The organism is Tenacibaculum sp. 190524A02b (assembly GCF_964036645.1).
GTDB classification, from domain to species: Bacteria; Bacteroidota; Bacteroidia; order Flavobacteriales; family Flavobacteriaceae; genus Polaribacter; species Polaribacter vairaonense.
On the sequence record NZ_OZ038525.1, the window covers coordinates 1650453 to 1668713 of the forward strand.

Sequence of the window (18261 nt, forward strand, 5' to 3'; positions counted from 1 at the left end):
TCCATTAATTCCCTAGACAAAACTTTCACCGTCAATAGGTGTTTGAAAATTTATGTTGATAGTCCACTATAGGGTTTTAGCCAACAATAGATAAATACTTCCCAACAAATGTCTTTAACCCGTATCCAGATTCATCTTGAAAATATAATTTTACACTATCGTATTTATTGTTATTTAGACTACCTATAATTAAAGAAAATATACTAGGGAGTTTAAAAAAATTTAACCGAAGCTCCGAGGCCACTGAAAAAGTCTTACTCAGATAATAAAACCGTTAAGTATTTGCAAGTACTTGATGGTTTTTATAATTCAAAGCATGATAGCTCAACAATGAGAAAGAAGATGTAGACTTTACTGTTGTTGATTAAGCTTTAGTCGCTTTTAAACTAAACCAAAACCCATCGATCTTCAGCCCATGATAGTTTAATTTCTAGACTGTTTTTTTCTATAAATTTTATATCCCAATAAAATTACACCCTAATTACCTTATGCATAGGTATTGGTAAGTCCACACCTTCTTTTAAAAAACGTTTATGTACTGCTTCTTTTAAGGCACATTTTGTTCTAAATTCTAAAAAAGGCTCACTTAACCAAACATATGCACGCATATGAATATAATCCGTATGCACATCTATTACGCGTACATCTACTTGCTGAGAAGATTTCAGTACTTGTTCTGGTGTTCGATTATCTATAACATTAGGTTGTTTGATTGCTTCTTCTTGAATAATTCTTCTAGCTAAATCAATATCTGCTTTTAAACCTATTTTAAAATTATTAAAACTCAGCACATGAGAATCTTCAATAGTGTGATTTAAAACAGAGTCTGTACTAATGACAGAATTTGGTATGATAAGGCGTTTATTTTCAAAATTATTTATTACTGTATGGCGTAAAGTAATATCTTCTACAATTCCTACTCTAGCCTCATCTAATTTTATATAATCCCCTACCCTAAACGGGCGAAAAAGGACAATAAATGCTCCAGCAATTAAATTAGATAATGCTGCTTGAGCAGCAAAACCAATAATAGCAGCTAAAATTCCAGCTCCAGAAAAAATTAAGGTAGCCTTACTTCTAAAAAGTGGAACCGTCATTATAATATAAATAATTCCAAAAACGCCTATAAAAAACTTAACAGAGTTTCTAAAAAACTGAATACTAGTCCTTCCAAATTTATCAACCTGTCTATGTTTCATTAGCAATACGATTACGTATCGTATAATTCTTGAAATAACCCAAGAAACAAATACTACTACGAATACGTATCCTAAAATTCCGAAAAAAGAATCTAAATCAAATCGGTATGCAAATAGGTTTTTCATTAAAATAATGCCGTTTGACTGTCATCATCTTCTTCCGCAGCTTTTTTCTTTCTTTGTAACGCTCGTTCTAAAGCCTTCTTAGCTTTATCCTCTTTACTTTCTTCAAACTCTTTAGGTTTGGTTTCTTCAATATCTAAAGGTAAAGCCTCATCAGTTACTTCTTCTTCTTCATTAACTTCTATATCCTCTACTTTCTCTTCTTCTGGTTCTTCATAAGGTAACGACTCTAATAAATTAACCGTTCTTATTTTCTCCGTAGTCAACTGATTCCCTAGCGCTTTAATTCCTTTTACCGATATAAATTCTTCAAAATTGACTTCGATTTTCTCTAAACTTCTTTTTGAAAAAATTACTTCAGCCATAGGTCTATAATCTGTAGCTATAATTTCTAATTTTGATTTTTCATGCTCAGAAATAAACAGCTCTTCTTTATCTACAGAATCTATTATAAAACGTTTAACATAATAACGTTCTTTATTTCCGTCAAAATAAATAGCTGAAATTGGCTTTTTAGGATTCCATTTTTCCAATACAATCATATCATTTTCAAAATGCATTGTTAAATCTGGTGTAACAGCCTTTATTTTGCCACTTTGTGTAGCTATCAGTATTTTATCTTCTGCTCTAAATTCTCCTAATAACTCACCTCTCTCATCAACATTTAGACGCCTTACAGTATCATCAAACCAAATTTTCCTTGGCTTTAACGTAGAAACTCCTGCTTCTTTAAACTCTATTTTTTTAATCGCATATTTGGTAATTTGATTTCCTCTGGCACTTCTACTTTTTATCGCTAAATCTGCAAAATCAATATCCCATTTAAGTTTTTTAATACTTCCTACTGCTCTTAATAACACAGTGACAACCTCAGCTTCACCATTTGGGTTTGCAGTAAAATACAGTACTTTAGAACCTTTACTCCCATTCGTTAAATCATACTCTTTATCTCTAGTTATACTTGTAACATTAAAACGTTTCATATAACTTGGACCTTTAGTACCATCTTTATACATCATATTATAAACAGTACGTTTGTCTTTCTTTTTAAAGACTGCAATGTGTATAATTCCTTTCCCTACAAATGTTTTAGAAGCAACTTTGGTTACAATCATGGTTCCATTGTCTCTAAACACAATTACATCATCTATATCTGCACAATCTGTAATATATTCATCTTTCTTTAAAGATGTTCCTACAAAACCTTCTTCTCTGTTAACATATAGTTTGGCATTACGCATCACTACCTTTGTAGCTACAATATCATCAAATATTCTGATTTCTGTTTTACGTTCTTTTCCTTTTCCGTACTTTGTTTTTAGGTTTTTATAATAATCAATAGCAAAGTCTATCAAGTTATCTAAGCTGTGTTTTACTTCTGCAATTTGTTCTTCTAAACCTTCTATAAATTGCTTCGCTTTATCTATATCAAATTTAGATATCTTTTTTATTCGAATTTCTGTCAATCTAACAATATCTTCTTCAGTAACCGCTCTCTTCAAATGTGTAACATGTGGGGCTAAACCTTTGTCAATAGCCTCAATAACACCTTCCCACGTTTCTACTTCTTCAATATCACGGTAAATTCTATTTTCAATAAAAATACGCTCTAATGATGAGAAGTGCCACTGTTCTTCTAACTCGTGTAAACGAATTTCTAATTCTTGTTTTAACAGTTCTACCGTAAAATCTGTTGACTTTTTTAAAACTTCAGAAACCCCAATAAAAACAGGCTTATTATCTTCAATAATACAACACAGTGGTGAAATTGAGTTTTCACAATTGGTAAATGCATATAAAGCATCTATGGTTTTATCTGGCGAAACATTTGGTGGTAAATGCACTAATATCTCTACATTAGCCGCTGTATTATCTTCTATTCTTTTTATCTTGATTTTTCCTTTATCATTTGCTTTAAGTATACTATCAATTAACGAAGTGGTAGTGGTTCCAAAAGGAATTTCTGTAATTACAAGTGTCTTTTTATCTAACTGAGATATTTTAGCGCGAACTCTTACTTTTCCTCCTCTTTTACCATCACTATAATTAGTAAAATCTGCCACACCTCCTGTTAAAAAGTCTGGTACAATGGTAAAACTTCTACCTTTTAAATATTTAATAGAAGCATCAATTAACTCGTTAAAATTATGCGGCAATATTTTTGTAGACAAACCAACGGCAATACCTTCTGCTCCCTGTGCTAATAATAATGGAAACTTTACTGGCAGATTAACTGGTTCTTTTTTTCTACCATCGTAAGATAGTTGCCATTCGGTAGTTTTAGCATTAAAAACAACATCTAATGCAAACTTTGACAATCGTGCTTCAATATAACGAGACGCTGCTGCACGATCACCAGTTAGGATATTTCCCCAGTTACCTTGCATATCTATTAACAATTCTTTTTGTCCCATTTGTACCATAGCATCCGCAATAGAAGCATCTCCGTGTGGATGATACTGCATGGTATGCCCTACAATATTAGCTACCTTATTGTAACGTCCATCATCTAAATCTTTCATAGAATGCATTATACGACGCTGTACAGGTTTAAACCCATCTTCAATAGATGGTACCGCACGTTCTAAAATTACATACGAAGCGTAATCTAAAAACCATTCTTTATACATTCCCGTTACCTTAGTAATGGTTTCTGTATTTTCAGTAGATTCTTGATTTAGCTCTTCATCATGTTCGTAATTGTTGTTGTCTTCACTCATAAAAGCTTCTTTTGTTTCTGTAAACGAAAAATGTTAATTGATTTACTTTTTTATTGATAGCGTTTAGCGTTTTATAGCTATTTTATTTTTGATCTTCTAACAAGTCTAACTCCACCTTAAGGTTATTAATAATAAACTTCTGTCTGTCTGGAGTATTTTTTCCCATATAAAACTGTAGCATTTGATCTATAGACATTTGTTTATCTAACATTACTGGGTCTAAACGAATATCATCTCCAATAAAATGTACAAATTCATTTGGTGAAATCTCCCCTAGTCCCTTAAATCGAGTTATTTCTGGCTTTCCTTTTAATTTATTGATTGCTTGTTGTTTTTCTTCTTCTGAATAACAATAAATAGTTTCTTTTTTATTACGCACTCTAAAAAGTGGTGTTTCTAAAATATATAAATGCCCTTCTTTAATAACCTCAGGGAAGAATTGTAAAAAGAAAGTGATTAATAACAATCGGATGTGCATTCCATCTACATCGGCATCGGTTGCTATTACAATATTATTGTAACGTAAGCCTTCCATTCCATCTTCAATATTCAATGCTGCCTGTAGTAAATTAAACTCTTCATTTTCATACACTATCTTTTTACTTAAACCATAAGAATTTAATGGTTTTCCTTTTAAACTAAATACCGCTTGCGTATTTACATTTCTAGATTTGGTAATAGATCCACTAGCCGAATCTCCCTCCGTTATAAATAATGTAGTATCTAAATACCCTTCTTTTTTAGTATCGGCAAAATGAATTCGGCAGTCTCTTAATTTTTTATTGTGTAGACTTGCTTTTTTAGCTCTATCTCTAGCTAATTTTCGTATTCCTGATAACTCCTTTCTTTCTTTTTCTGCTTGTAATATTTTCTTTTGAAGCTTCTCGGCTACTTCCGTATTTTTATGTAGGTAATTATCTAACTTCGTTTTAACAAAATCATTTATATACGTTCTAACCGTTGGTAAGTCTCCTCCCATTTCTGTAGAACCTAACTTTGTTTTTGTTTGACTTTCAAAAACGGGTTCCATTACCTTTATGGATATCGCTCCAATAATTGACTTACGTATATCTGATGCGTCAAAGTTTTTCCCGTAATATTCACGAACAGTTTTTACAACTGCTTCTCTAAAAGCTGCTAAGTGCGTACCTCCTTGGGATGTATTTTGTCCGTTTACAAAAGAATGGTATTCTTCTGAGTATTGCGTTTTACTGTGAGACATTGCTATTTCAATATCATCACCTCTAAGATGAATTATAGGGTACAACATGTCTTCTACATTATTGTTATCCTCTAATAAATCTTTTAATCCATTTTCTGAATAAAACTTCTCTCCATTAAAAACAATGGTTAACCCTGGGTTTAGGTACACATAGTTTTTTAATAGCTTTATAATGTACTCTGGGCGGTATTTATAGTTTTTAAAAATGGTTTCATCAGCAACAAAAGTTACCTTAGTTCCTCGTCTTCTTGAAGTTTCTTCTAAAAGATCTTGATTTGTTAAGTTTCCTTTTTCAAATTCGGCAGAAGCTGACTTTCCATCTCTAGTTGATTCTACCCTAAAATAGGTAGACAAAGCATTTACAGCTTTGGTACCAACTCCATTTAATCCAACAGATTTTTTAAAAGCTTTAGAATCATACTTTCCTCCTGTATTCATTTTAGAAACCACATCTACTACTTTTCCTAACGGAATACCACGTCCGTAATCTCTTACAATTACTTTATTTCCTTGTACAGATACTTCTATGGTTTTTCCTCCTCCCATAACAAACTCATCAATAGAGTTGTCTAAAACTTCTTTTACAAGTATATATATACCATCATCTGGTGATGACCCATCTCCTAACTTCCCGATATACATCCCCGGGCGCATTCTGATATGTTCCTTCCAGTCGAGCGATCGTATATTATCTTCGGTATATTTTGTTTCTTGTGCCATAAAAATTGAGTGAATTGAAGTGTTCGCTAAAATAACATATAACATCAAAAAATAAAAAACTCTGTTGAATTAGTTTTCAACAGAGCTTAATTTATTTTGGTTTTATATACTAAAGCTTATTCTTTTATAAACTTTCCATTGTAAGTTCCTAATGAATTTTTAACTGTGTAAATATAAGTTCCTGTTGCATAACTACTCACATTAAGCTTTAACTTATTAAATTGATTGTCTGCTTTTTTATCCTCTAATAGCTTTCCATTTAAATCGTATACTTGAATCTCTACTAGTTCATTGTTTAATGCTGTGTAAGGGATATTAACAGTTTCAATACTTGGATTTGGGTACGCTTTGTCTTCTGCTGCTACTTTTATTTCTTTATTAGATAAAGTTGCACTTCCTTCTAAACTATACACTCTATATTTTGTATCATTAGTTGTATTGTTATATTTCTGTAATAACAATTTAACTCCTTCTTGTGTTTGAAACAAAAATTTATCTTCATGTTGTCTACCTTCAAAAACTTGCTCTCCAACACTCCAATCATCTGCTCTGAATACTTCTTCTAAATCTTCATTAATAATATAAAACGCATAACTATTAGTATTATTAGCTGAATCATATTCGGTATGTGAAATCATTAACTCTAACTTATCGTCTGTATTCACAATATGCTGTGAAACATCTTCTATTCTATCTGCGTTCCCAATATCAATGGTTTTATAGATAGAATTATCTAGATTGTATATTTTTACAATTGTATTTGTTCCTTTATTAGGTTTAGTAGAATCAGGAACTACAACCGCTGCTTCTCCATGATTACAAACCACAATCTTATCTCCAGCTTTGGCAAATTTCACAATAGATAAATTATCCTCATATTCGGCATCTAATGTAACTTGTGAAAAAGATAAGTTAGTAAATAAAGTACTGGCTAGTACTAGTGTAATTTTTTTCATAAATAGTAAACTTTTAAATTTTCTAAGGTAAATGTAAACTAAATTCTATCATCTTACAATACTTTTTTTATAACAAGTCTTTTACATACAACATTTTTAAATTTTAACTAATTTTTAGAAAGTTAGCTAATTGACTTTTCTATTTTTGCTGAAAACAATGTTACATGAAATTTAAAACTACATTATTTATAGCTATCTTTTTTGTTAGCATGTGTAATGCACAACAATCTAAAGTTGGTACAGTTGATAGCGAATTTATTATTAGTAAAATGCCGCAAATGAAAGGTGTTTTAAAAAGACTTGAAAACTACAGTAAGCAACTAGACTCTACTTTTCAACTAAAAGCTACAGATTATAAAGCTAAAATAGACGCCTTAAAAAAAGAAGAAAAAACATTAACCGAAGAAAATAAAAAAGCTAGAGTACAAGAAATTGTGGCTTTAGAACAAGACATGGGAAAGTTTCGCCAGAATGGCACTACCTTAATGCAATTACGCAGAGATGAGTATATGAGGCCTTTGTATAAAAAACTTACTGAGGTTATTAACGAAGTAGCCAAAGCTAATAATTATACTCAAATCTTAACCACTACTGGAAATCAATTTGCCTTTCTAGATGAGCGTTTTGATATTACTAAGAAGGTTATGGATAAACTAGGAATTAAAGAATAATACTATTATTAAATAATATATCTTTAAGGGCTGTCTATATAAAAGATAGCCTTTTTTATTTATCTTCTTACATAGATTAACTGATGATTTTTTTAGATTCTTTTTATTTTTTTGGCTTTTTTTAAAATTATAAGTGACTTTTTACTTTTTTATGTTTCTTAAAAGTAGTAGTAGAATAGTTTAGTAGTAGATTTTCTAACAAAAAATCAATAAAAAGGTTTCCTATACAATGGAAACCTTTTTTAATTTCAAAACTTCTATAAAGCTGGAAAATGTAACTAAGAATATTTTAATAGTTCCATTGACAATATTGACGGTAATTTACCCTCGGCTTAGACCCTTGGCGGATTTCAGCAAATAAATTTCCTGAGAAATTAATAGTAAATGGTGTTGCTGGTAATACATTAAATGTTCCACTTACAATATACATACTACTACTTGTATTTGACGCAAAACCTTGTCTAAATGTTCTTAATCTTTGGCCTCTAGACCATACATCAATAGCTAAATCTTTAACCTCTTTATAAACGATATCTCCAGACAGTTTCCATCTTCTTCCATGTAGCCATTCATATTTCATTCTTATACCATAATCTACCCTTAAAATTCCTATATAATACGTATTTACATACGCTTCAAATACAAATTTCACAGGTGTTCCGTTATCATGAAAATTATACTGATATTTAGCATCAACCCATCCTCTTTGTAATACTTCTTGCTTTTTTAAAGGAGTTCTTTGTTTTTTAATTTCGTATACTTTTACTCCTTCATAAACAATACCTTTATTAAAGGTATTATTTTCTTTAAATTGTTGTAAAAGTTTTTCATCCTTCTTTTTTACAACAAACTGCTTCCAGTTCTTAATAAAAATTACTTCAGAGCCTATCTGTATTTCTCTTTTTGAATTATATAAATCTAATACAAAATCAGCATACCCATTCTCTTCATCCATAATTACACTTTTTAATGGTTGAAAATTTTCATTTTGTAAGGAAGTTAGTAATTCATTCATTAAAACTTTCTCTTTTAAATATGTTGCAAATTGCTCTTTACTCTCAAAAGTAAGTCTTCCATCTACTAACTTTGGAAGTTTTCTTTCTTGTTGATCCATTGCTAGTAATTCTGTTTCTTGATTAGAACAAGAAGTAAAAAATAAACTTGTTAATAACGCAAACATAACTACAGTTAGTTTCTTTGATTTTTTCATAAATAGTTTCATTTAAAATTTGATTATTAATTTGAAACAAAACTAACTTTCCTTCTCCCATTTTTTATAACCCATTTCGGGTGATTTTTTAAATATGTGTGACTTTTTGTTTTTTTTTGTTTCTTAAGAGTAGTAGTAGATATAGTTTAGTAGTAGATTTTCTAACAAAAAATCGATAAAAAGGTTTCCCATACAACGGAAACCTTTTTTATTTTTCAGTTTTCTACCCCTTATTCAAAGGCTTAAAGTGTTTTTTTTACTTTTTTTCATTTTTACACAAATCCCAATAACACCAAGGAACAAAAAGACATTTCATTAAGATAAAAGTTATTTTTTTAACACACTCCCACTATTAGTCAAAAAAAATTAAAACAATCACATCAACAGATAATAAATCTGTCTCTTTTTATCGATAAAAGGTTTTGTTATTAGAATGTATTAGTATACTTTCGCGCCCAGTTTGAACGAAGGTTTAAGCTATTCTTGTAAATTTTAGAAGGGTTTATAAGTTAATGTTGGGAGCTCTGGTTGGAGCTCCTTTTTTTATATACCTCAATTTCTTTTTATAATTTTTTAAATATACGTTAAGTAGGGTAAAAGACTTTCTACTTGTTTTATACCAAATCTTACATCTACTCCCCTTTAGGTTTTAAATGAATTGCCCCCGATTCTAACATTAGAAAAAAAATGAATTATCGTTTAACGATAAAAACTACATGCTTATAAATTTTAGAAGGGTTTGTAAGTACTTTTGGGAGTTCTTTGTATGAGCTCCCATTCTTTTTTAAAAACATTTCTACTTAACTACAATACCTTCCCGTTCATCTATACTTACTTTAATTTCACCTAACATTTATTTCCACATCAATTCTTTAAAACTATCTTTACCATATAATTAAGAGAATAATTATAAATAACTTAGGTAGATAGACACTTAAAAGAAGTATTCGCGGGGGAATACTTCTTTTTTTTTTAACTTCATTAAGTAGGGTAATTTGTAATTTATTTGTTCTATATTCGGTTTTCAAATAGATCCCCCCAAATTTTTTAAGCATAGATTAAGCTCCCTATTTAAGGGAGCTTTTTTCTTTCTCCAATTCATTTTAACTACACATTATTACCATTCAACGACACTAAGCCTTGTTTACAACTAATATACAATAACTTAACACTAAAGTGAATGTATCTTTGTATCAAAGTTTAAAGTTTGATTTTTTAAATTTTTAAATGTTTGGTTAGTTTATTTGGTAAGAAGTATTCCTAGTGAATACTTCTTATTTTTTTACCTTATAATAGTTTAAAAACAAACAACTTATATTATTTTATAGTAAAATTTATATTTTTTTTGATTTTTTAGGTAGGGTAAATAAAGATTCAATTGTTTTATAGTTGATTTTTGAATCGTTTTTCCCCTTAATTAATTTTGATATTGATAGCTCCTTAACGGGAGCTATCTTTTTTTAACCTTTTTTAACAGTATTTGTACAATTTTTTTTAGGGTAAACAGTTTTTAATCTGTTATATACAATAAATGGCGAAAGCTGTTTTAATATATTTTAGGGGATAAAGCCTCCTTTTAGGAGGAGGCTTGATATCTAAAAGACCTTTATATTCTTCTAATATAACTTGATAACGGATCATTATATTGAAAGCCTCTTGTAAACCTTTCTTTGTTCAAAATTTTAAACTCAGATAACGCCCATAAAATTAATTCTTTTAAAAATGGTTTGTCTTTTTCATTAAGATTTGGCTCATATTTATTTATCAAAACCTCTAGCGGTTGAATATTGTTTAACTGGTCGTTAAAATACGTGTCATCCATATCATCTAGCAATTCAATTTCATTTGTTAAGAACCAAGCTGATAAATTATCATAAGGTGATTCTTCTGTTTCTTTTCGTAATTTTTTAATTTCAGGAAATATTTCTACAAAAAGTGTTTTTATAGCACTACCTATAAGGTGTTGAGCTACTGCATTTGCTCCTTCTTGTTCCCCTTCATAAACTAGCTCTATTTTACCAGTTATTGCGGGTATGGTTCCAAAGAAATCCAACAACCGAACACTAGTTGTATCATCAGCTGTTAAAAAAGCTCTTCTTTCTGCTGTACTTAATAAATTTTCAAATATTGAAATACTCATTCTTGCACTTACACCACTCTTAACATCAACATATTCACTTTTCCTTGCTTCAAAACTTATTTGTTCAACCAGTTTCCTTGCTAATTTAGATACATAAACTCCTTCTTTTTGCTCCTGTAATAACTTTGCTTCTTGCTGTGTTATTTTTTCCGCTATCTCTACCGATTCTGGATAATGGGTTAATATTTGTGAGCCTATTCTATCTTTTAACGGAGTTACAATACTCCCTCTATTTGTGTAATCTTCAGGATTTGCGGTAAAAACAAATTGGATGTCTAAGGGTAAACGTACTTTAAACCCTCTAATTTGCACATCACCTTCTTGTAAAATATTAAATAAGGCTACTTGAATACGGGCTTGTAAATCTGGAATTTCATTAATTACAAATATGCTTCTATTTGCTCTAGGAATCATTCCAAAATGAATTACTCTATCATCTGCATAATTAAGTTTCAAATTCATGGCTTTAATTGGGTCAATATCCCCTATTAAATCTGCAACTGTTACATCTGGTGTGGCTAACTTTTCAAAAAAACGCTCCTCTCTATGTAACCAAACAATTGGTGTTTCTTCCCCTTTTTCTTTTATTAATTCTTTTGCATATCTAGATATTGGAAAAAAAGGATCGTCATTAATTTCTGAACCCGCTACTATTGGTATATATTCATCCAATAAGGTTATCATTAATCTAGCTAAACGAGTTTTTGCTTGCCCTCTTAATCCTAATAAATTAATATTATGCCTAGACAAAATAGCGGTTTCTAATTCAGGTATTACGGTATTTTCATAACCCCAAACACCTTCAAAAACCGTTTCATTATTTTTTAATTTCGCTATTAAATTATTACGTAGTTCGTCTTTTATACTTATTGATTTATACCCTGCTTTTTTTAAATCTCCAAGTGTTTTTATGTCTTTATAATTCATCTTTTAATATCCTCTAATTCGTTTTTTTCTATTTTGTGCATAGTCTTCAAAAATCATTTCTCCTAATCCTTTTAAACCAGTATAAAATGCTTTTCCTTGGTTGGCTTTTGTAAAGTATTCAATAAAACGCATTAAATACGGGTCTTGTGCAATCATAAAGGTAGTTATTGGAATGTGTAGTTTTCTTGCTTGTGCTGCCATAGTGTAACATTTTTCTACAATAAAACTATCTAGTCCGTTACTGTTTTTATAATAGGTCCCGTCTGAAAGCCTTAAACAACTAGGTTTTCCATCTGTAATCATAAAAATTTGCTTGTTGGTATTTCGTTTTTTACGTAGCATATCCATCGCTAATTGTAAACCTGCAACTGTATTGGTATGGTAAGGCCCCACTTTTAAATAGGGCAATTCTTTTATACTTATTGGCCAAGCATCATTTCCAAAAACAATAATATCTAACGTATCTTTTGGATATTGCCTTTTAATGAGCTCTGTAAGTGCCATGGCTACTTTTTTAGCTGGTGTTATTCTATCTTCACCATACAAAATCATACTATGGCTAATATCAATCATTAATACAGTACTCATTTGGGCTTTAAAATTGGTTTCTTCCACTACCAAATCGTTTTCTGTCAATGAAAAATTACCTATTCCATTATTTATTTGCGCATTTTTTATGCTTTCAGTCATGGCTATTTTGTCTAATGAATCTCCAAAATGATAGTTTCGTAACTCACCTGTATATTCATCTCCTTGCCCTATACTTTTGGTTTTATGATTTCCCCTCTTACTCTTTTTAAGGTTTCCAAAAATTTGTTCCAAAGCTTTTTGCCGAATAGCTTGTTCAGTTTTCGCTGTTATTTTCAATCCTCCTTTTCCGTCTGGATTGTTTATTTCTTCTTTTATATATCCTTTTTTCTTTAGATCCTCTAAAAAATCATCAAGTGTATATTCAGGCGTGGTTAAGTTGTATTCAACATCTAACTGTTTTAACCACTCAAAAGCTTCGTCAAAATCTCCAGAAGTATAGGTTATTAATTCTTTGAAAATTTCAAATAGCTTTTCAAAGGGAGATTGATTAGGTGCTTCGTATTTTTTAAAGCGGAGTCCTTTTTTAAATTGATATTGCATTCTATAAAAATACGAAGGTTTTCTATTCTTTGAAAAGGTATCTTTTTATATTTGACTTTATTTAACATTTTAATGCATTTTAAAACCAAAGAGTTACAGTTACAATATGAAGGTTTTTTAAAAACCCCTTTTTTATGGACAGCTAATACTATTTTAGATATTATCCCTTTTGAAATACCTTCTACTTCTTCTTCTTTTTCTTCTGAAATTACACAACGACTTCGTCTTGGAAAACTTGTAGAACGTTTTGTTTCTTTTGAATTAGAACAACTTGATTTTATAAATATTCTTGCTGAAAACATTCAAATACAAAAAGATAAAATTACGCTTGGTGAATTGGATTGTATACTTTTAAAAAATAATGTTCCTATTCATTTAGAAATTGTTTATAAATTTTACTTGTATGACAATACAGTAGGAAACTCCGAAATTGAACATTGGATTGGCCCTAATAGAAAAGATTCGTTTATTCAAAAACTTACGAAGCTACAACAAAAGCAATTTCCTCTTTTGCATACTGAGGAATGTAAACTGTTTTTAAAAACACTTTCTTTAGATACAACTTTAATGCAACAACAAACTTATTTTAAAGCACAGCTTTTTGTTCCATTAAAAGTAACAATTAATACTCCTACCTTAATCAACCCCAAATGTATTATTGGTTTTTATTGTACCCTAAAAGAACTTACAGCCTTTTCTAATTGTAAGTTTTACATACCATCCAAACACAACTGGTTAGTTTGGCCTCACACTCATGTAAATTGGCTTGGTTATACTGATTTCCTGAAGCTTCTTAGTGTGTATTTAGCGGAACAAAATGCCCCGTTATGCTGGTTAAAGAAACCTAATGGTGAACTGGTTAAATTTTTTGTGGTTTGGTGGTAACTTTATTTTTTGACAACCTTTTTCTTGAAGTTATAAAATAAACCCCTGTTAATAGTATAATTGATGCTATAATTGATTTAGGTGTTAGTTTTTCATCTAAAAAATACCACCCTAACAACAAGGCTACTACTGGATTTACATACGCTGATGTTGATACTTTTTCTGTTGACACGACCTTTAATAAATAATTAAAAGCTGAAAAAGCGACAATGCTTCCAAATACAATTAATAATAACATGGACATCTGAGTTCTATACGTCCAATTTGTTGGAGCAATCCATTCTTCATTAAATATTTTACTTGAAATAAATAATAAAATACCTGCTATTAGCATTTGGTAGCCTGTACTAACAAAGAAGTTTTTAGGTAAATTGGCTTTGGAGACAAATACACTTCCATAACTCCAACTTAATACACAGGTAAAAATCATGAATATTCCTAAAGTACTTCCTTCTGTAGCTGTTATTTCTTGTTGACTAACTAATAAATACATTCCAAAAATACCTAGGCACACACCAATAATTGATTTTTTCTGCATTTTTTTACCATCAATTAATCGCATTAAAAACAATACAAATAATGGCTGTGTTGAAGCTAGTAATGCTGCAAATCCGCTATCTACATATTTTAACGCCCATACAAATACACCATTCCCATATACTAGGAACAGAAAACCTGCTATAAAAGTGTTTAATAACTGTGTTTTGGTTACTTTTAATGATTTTTTTAAGAGTTTAGCTATAATCATAATCAAAGCTCCAGCAGTAATAAAACGAATAGAAGCTAATAATAATGGTGGTATTTCTACAACTGCTATTTTATTCCACAAATAAGTAGATCCCCAAATAATGTATATGGCAAAAAATGCAAGTAGTACTAGTAGTGTAGATTTTTTCATGTCTGGCTTTTTTCGTGTATAAATGTAACAATAAAGTTTTAGGTATTATTAATAAAATAGCATGAGTTTATTGTACATCACTAAACATTAAAATAATGGCTTGAATTTCTTTTTAGAAGTAGTATTTCCAACTAATAATGTCTTGAAAAACCAATTTATTTAGCCCTAATGAAACCCTCTGAAAAATAGACTCCACCGATATTTTTAATATACATACCTAAAAACGGGTAAAACTTTAAAAGTTAAACCCGTTTCGTAGCTTTTTGTACAAAATTCTTAAACAGTGTTAAATATTTATTTCAAATGCTTTGCAAAAAACCCCATCATGGTTTTATATAGTTCAATCGTATTTTCTTCGTGCCCAAAACCATGCCCTTCATTATATTTTACCATATAAGGTACATCTACGCCTCTATTTCTTAAATTACTTACTATTTGATCTGATTCATTTATATTAACTCTTGGATCATTAGCCCCTTGAACCACAAACAACGGTTTGGTTATTTTATCTACATGCAACGCAGGAGATACAGCTTTCATAATCTCCTTTTCTTCAGGATTTTCAGAATCGTACCATTGCTCATAAAACTGTTTCATTAAAGGCTTCCAGTACGCAGGGAAAGAGTCAACAAACGTAAATAAATTAGATACCCCAACATAATCAACACCACACTTGTATAAATCAGGTGTTTTAACTAAACTTCCTAAGGTAGCTAAGCCGCCATAACTAGCACCATAAATTGCAATATTGTTTTCATCTATAAGGTTCAATGTTTTCACATAAGCTACTGCGTCCTCTAAATCATTTAACATTTTTCTTCCTATTTGCTTACTTCCTGCTAAGTAAAATTCTTTACCATACCCTCCAGATCCTCTATAATTTACTTGTAACGTTGCATACCCTCTACTTGCAAATAACTGTGTTTCTGGGTTAAAGCCCCATGAGTCTCTAATTCCATAAGGTCCACCATGTGGGTTTACAATTAGCGGTATTTTTTTTCCTTTTTTAGCTTCATTAGGAATGGTTAAATAACCATATATAGTTAATCCATCTCTTGATTTAAATTTAATAGGCTTTACTTCTGCCATATCTCTTGGATCTAGCTCTGGTCTAAGATTAAGTAACTCTTTTGTAGTATTTTTTAACGTATCATAAATATAATATATTCCTGTTAATTTATCACTAGTTACATAAACTAACAACTTATCTTCATTTGTTGTTCTACTAACAATAATAAACTCCTTATTTTTAAACCTTTCTTTTAAAAATTTATATCTTTTTTTATAGGTCTTACTTATTGGTATTTCTACACGTTTTTCTCCAACGTAGCCATAGTAATCTAACTCATAATTTCTCTTTCTAGAAAACGATATTTCATTAACATCAAAACTTTTATTCGTATATATTTTTTTTATGATTTCTTTCTTCTTTAAATCATACAATATCAACTCCTTAGTATCATTATAAATATTAGTTCCTATATACGCATCATGAGGATATGGTGTTTGATAGTTAAATGCAGCAATTGAAAAATCTTCTTTCCATGTTGTTGTTACAATTTCCTCAAACTTATCTGATCCAGAAACCTTATAAAACAAAACATGCTCTGTTCCATTTCTACGTTGTTTATAGGCTCTTAACTCTCCATCTTTATCAAACACATATCCAAACACTGAATTATTAGGGTCTGTATTAGTAAATAACTTTTCTAGATTCCCATTAACTATATTTAGCTTATAAGGCTCAAAAATTTGTGGATTATCTTTATTCATTTGAATTATAATATAATCTTCTTGGTCCCTTAAAAAACTTAAAATACTTACTTGAATATCTTTAAAAGGAGTTAATGCTTTTTTATTCTTCCCATCAATATCAACAGCATATAGTTGGTAATTTTCATCTCCTCCTTTATCTTTGGCATAAAAGAGCCTTTTATTATTAATCCATCCATAATCGGCTATTAAATTCTCTCCTTCTTCAATTACCTTCTTTATGGTATTAGTTGTAGTATTTTTTATATATACATGTGCCTTACCATTACTATCTCTTTCTCTATAAGAAAGGTATAATCCATTTGGAGAAAGACCAAAAGAAGATTGTGTAGACTTTTTAAAATAATCGTTTACCGAATACTTGTAGACTTTCTTTTCATTAGCCGCTACAGCAGCTAACTCTTCTTTAGTTGAAGGTAATTTTGGATTTCCTGGAATACTATCTTTTTTTTCTTGCGCCATACTCAAATTATGAATAAGAATAACTACAATTAAATATACTATTTTTTTCATTTGTTCTGATTTATCATTAATCAGGTACAAATTTGATATTTAACTAACTTTTTTTATGTTAATTAGTGTTAATTAAGGTTATTTAGTACTAACAGCTATTTTATAATACAAAGATATTCTATAAAAAAACAGAGCATAAAGTACTTTAAGACTTTATACTCTGCCGTATAAAAAAAAGAAAAATTAATCTTTTAAGATGCGCCTATTAAACATCCTAAAAATTAATCCACATTTATATTTACCCAGTAACTTCCTTGTTCCGTTTCTGAGGTATTGTATGCTAAAATATTTATGGAAGTTCCATTATTAACATCAGATAATAACCAATCCATTGGCTGACTCATCATAGCGCCACTTTCCAACTCTACCATATTTCCTTCTAAGGTAGTAGTATCTGTACTTAAATCAAACTGCAAAGTAGCCGCTCCCCTATTTTCAAAACTGATATACTTCCCTGTTTCAAAAGACATATTGGTTATTACTACTGTTTCATCTGGAGCTACTATGCCCACAAACTCAGTTACTGTAGCACTTGAAGAAATAGGTCTATAACTATACTGCGCTCTTTTTGCTGGTTGATTGGCAAAAATTAACTGTGCTGTATTGTTAATTTGTATCATGGTAGTATAGCAATCGTTTAAAGTACTCACACGTTCTTCGGTAAGCACCAAACGTTCTTTTTTATAAATTTCTTGCTGCACATTGGCTGTCTTTAATTGTTCTTTTACCGTTGCCAATTCCTCTACAATATTTGCTGGCATTCCTCCTTTGGTTACATCTGTTAAAACCTCTAAATACTTAGCTACAACTTTTTCTAAGGTATCTAAAAACACCAACATTTTTGGTTGACTTCTATGTATCTTTTTGTAACCAGAAGTAAACTCTTTTATAATAGCAGAGTTTTCTGGAAATGCCCATTGTGCATGGTTTTTTATACGGTTGTATAAAATACGAGCTATTTGCATAGAGTTTAACACTTTTTGGGTTTCCACACCTTGCTTTGCTAAAGTACTAACATCTGTTACAATAGTATCTGCTGTATCAATTTGATTTAAAAAATTAGTAGCATACTCACTAGTAAACCTAGTATTAAAAGCTGTAAATTGGGCTAAATCTTGCAAAAATAAGTTGTAAATGGTGCGGGCACTTTCTGCCATATGTCTTGTCCTAAAA

General features: G+C 30.2%; 12 protein-coding genes. 2 read left to right on the top strand and 10 right to left on the bottom strand.

The features are described 5' to 3' along the window. Positions 1–470: 470 nt before the first annotated feature. The 4 genes from ABNT65_RS06450 to ABNT65_RS06465 form a co-directional block, all read right to left on the bottom strand. Positions 471–1325 carry a mechanosensitive ion channel family protein gene (locus tag ABNT65_RS06450; RefSeq protein ID WP_348707323.1) on the bottom strand — a complete coding sequence of 285 codons (855 nt, stop codon included), beginning with the start codon at positions 1323–1325 and terminating at the stop codon, positions 471–473. Then, positions 1325–4042 (bottom strand): DNA gyrase/topoisomerase IV subunit A, encoded by a 2718-nt coding sequence (locus ABNT65_RS06455; protein WP_348740254.1) that lies wholly within the window; start codon positions 4040–4042, stop codon positions 1325–1327. The genes ABNT65_RS06450 and ABNT65_RS06455 overlap by 1 nt, the downstream gene beginning before the upstream one ends. Positions 4043–4124: 82 nt before the next feature. Beyond that, positions 4125–5984, bottom strand: coding sequence for a DNA topoisomerase IV subunit B (locus ABNT65_RS06460; protein WP_348707325.1), 1860 nt, complete (start codon positions 5982–5984; stop codon positions 4125–4127). Positions 5985–6100: 116 nt separating this feature from the next. Continuing rightward, positions 6101–6940, bottom strand: coding sequence for a T9SS type A sorting domain-containing protein (locus tag ABNT65_RS06465; protein ID WP_348747469.1), 840 nt, complete (start codon positions 6938–6940; stop codon positions 6101–6103). A 164-nt stretch (positions 6941–7104) separates the two neighbouring features. Here ABNT65_RS06465 and ABNT65_RS06470 point away from each other — a divergent pair, with 164 nt between their 5' ends. Beyond that, positions 7105–7611 carry an OmpH family outer membrane protein gene (locus tag ABNT65_RS06470; RefSeq protein ID WP_348707327.1) on the top strand — a complete coding sequence of 169 codons (507 nt, stop codon included), beginning with the start codon at positions 7105–7107 and terminating at the stop codon, positions 7609–7611. 289 nt (positions 7612–7900) lie between these two features. On the opposite strand, the gene ABNT65_RS06475 is transcribed toward ABNT65_RS06470, so the two are convergent. From ABNT65_RS06475 to ABNT65_RS06485, 3 genes are all read right to left on the bottom strand, one after another. Continuing rightward, the gene (locus ABNT65_RS06475; protein WP_348740256.1) at positions 7901–8821 is read right to left on the bottom strand and encodes a hypothetical protein; all 921 of its coding nucleotides are present in this window, start codon (positions 8819–8821) and stop codon (positions 7901–7903) included. Between the two features lie 1606 nt (positions 8822–10427). Further along, positions 10428–11888: an AAA family ATPase gene (locus ABNT65_RS06480; protein WP_348747470.1), complete on the bottom strand. Its 1461-nt coding sequence runs from the start codon at positions 11886–11888 to the stop codon at positions 10428–10430. 3 nt (positions 11889–11891) lie between these two features. Beyond that, entirely contained in the window at positions 11892–13019 is a 1128-nt protein-coding gene (locus tag ABNT65_RS06485; protein WP_348707330.1) for a vWA domain-containing protein, read from the bottom strand. Positions 13020–13091: 72 nt separating this feature from the next. Between ABNT65_RS06485 and ABNT65_RS06490 the strand changes: the two genes are divergently transcribed. Continuing rightward, positions 13092–13904 (top strand): DUF1853 family protein, encoded by an 813-nt coding sequence (locus tag ABNT65_RS06490; RefSeq protein WP_348747471.1) that lies wholly within the window; start codon positions 13092–13094, stop codon positions 13902–13904. On the opposite strand, the gene ABNT65_RS06495 is transcribed toward ABNT65_RS06490, so the two are convergent. The 3 genes from ABNT65_RS06495 to ABNT65_RS06505 form a co-directional block, all read right to left on the bottom strand. Continuing rightward, positions 13879–14802 (bottom strand): EamA family transporter, encoded by a 924-nt coding sequence (locus ABNT65_RS06495; RefSeq protein WP_348747472.1) that lies wholly within the window; start codon positions 14800–14802, stop codon positions 13879–13881. The genes ABNT65_RS06490 and ABNT65_RS06495 overlap by 26 nt on opposite strands. Positions 14803–15096: 294 nt before the next feature. Continuing rightward, positions 15097–17088, bottom strand: coding sequence for a S9 family peptidase (locus tag ABNT65_RS06500; protein ID WP_348707333.1), 1992 nt, complete (start codon positions 17086–17088; stop codon positions 15097–15099). A 221-nt stretch (positions 17089–17309) separates the two neighbouring features. After that, complete coding sequence (locus tag ABNT65_RS06505) at positions 17310–18245, bottom strand: hypothetical protein (protein WP_348747473.1); 936 nt, start codon at positions 18243–18245, stop codon at positions 17310–17312. Positions 18246–18261: the final 16 nt, after the last annotated feature.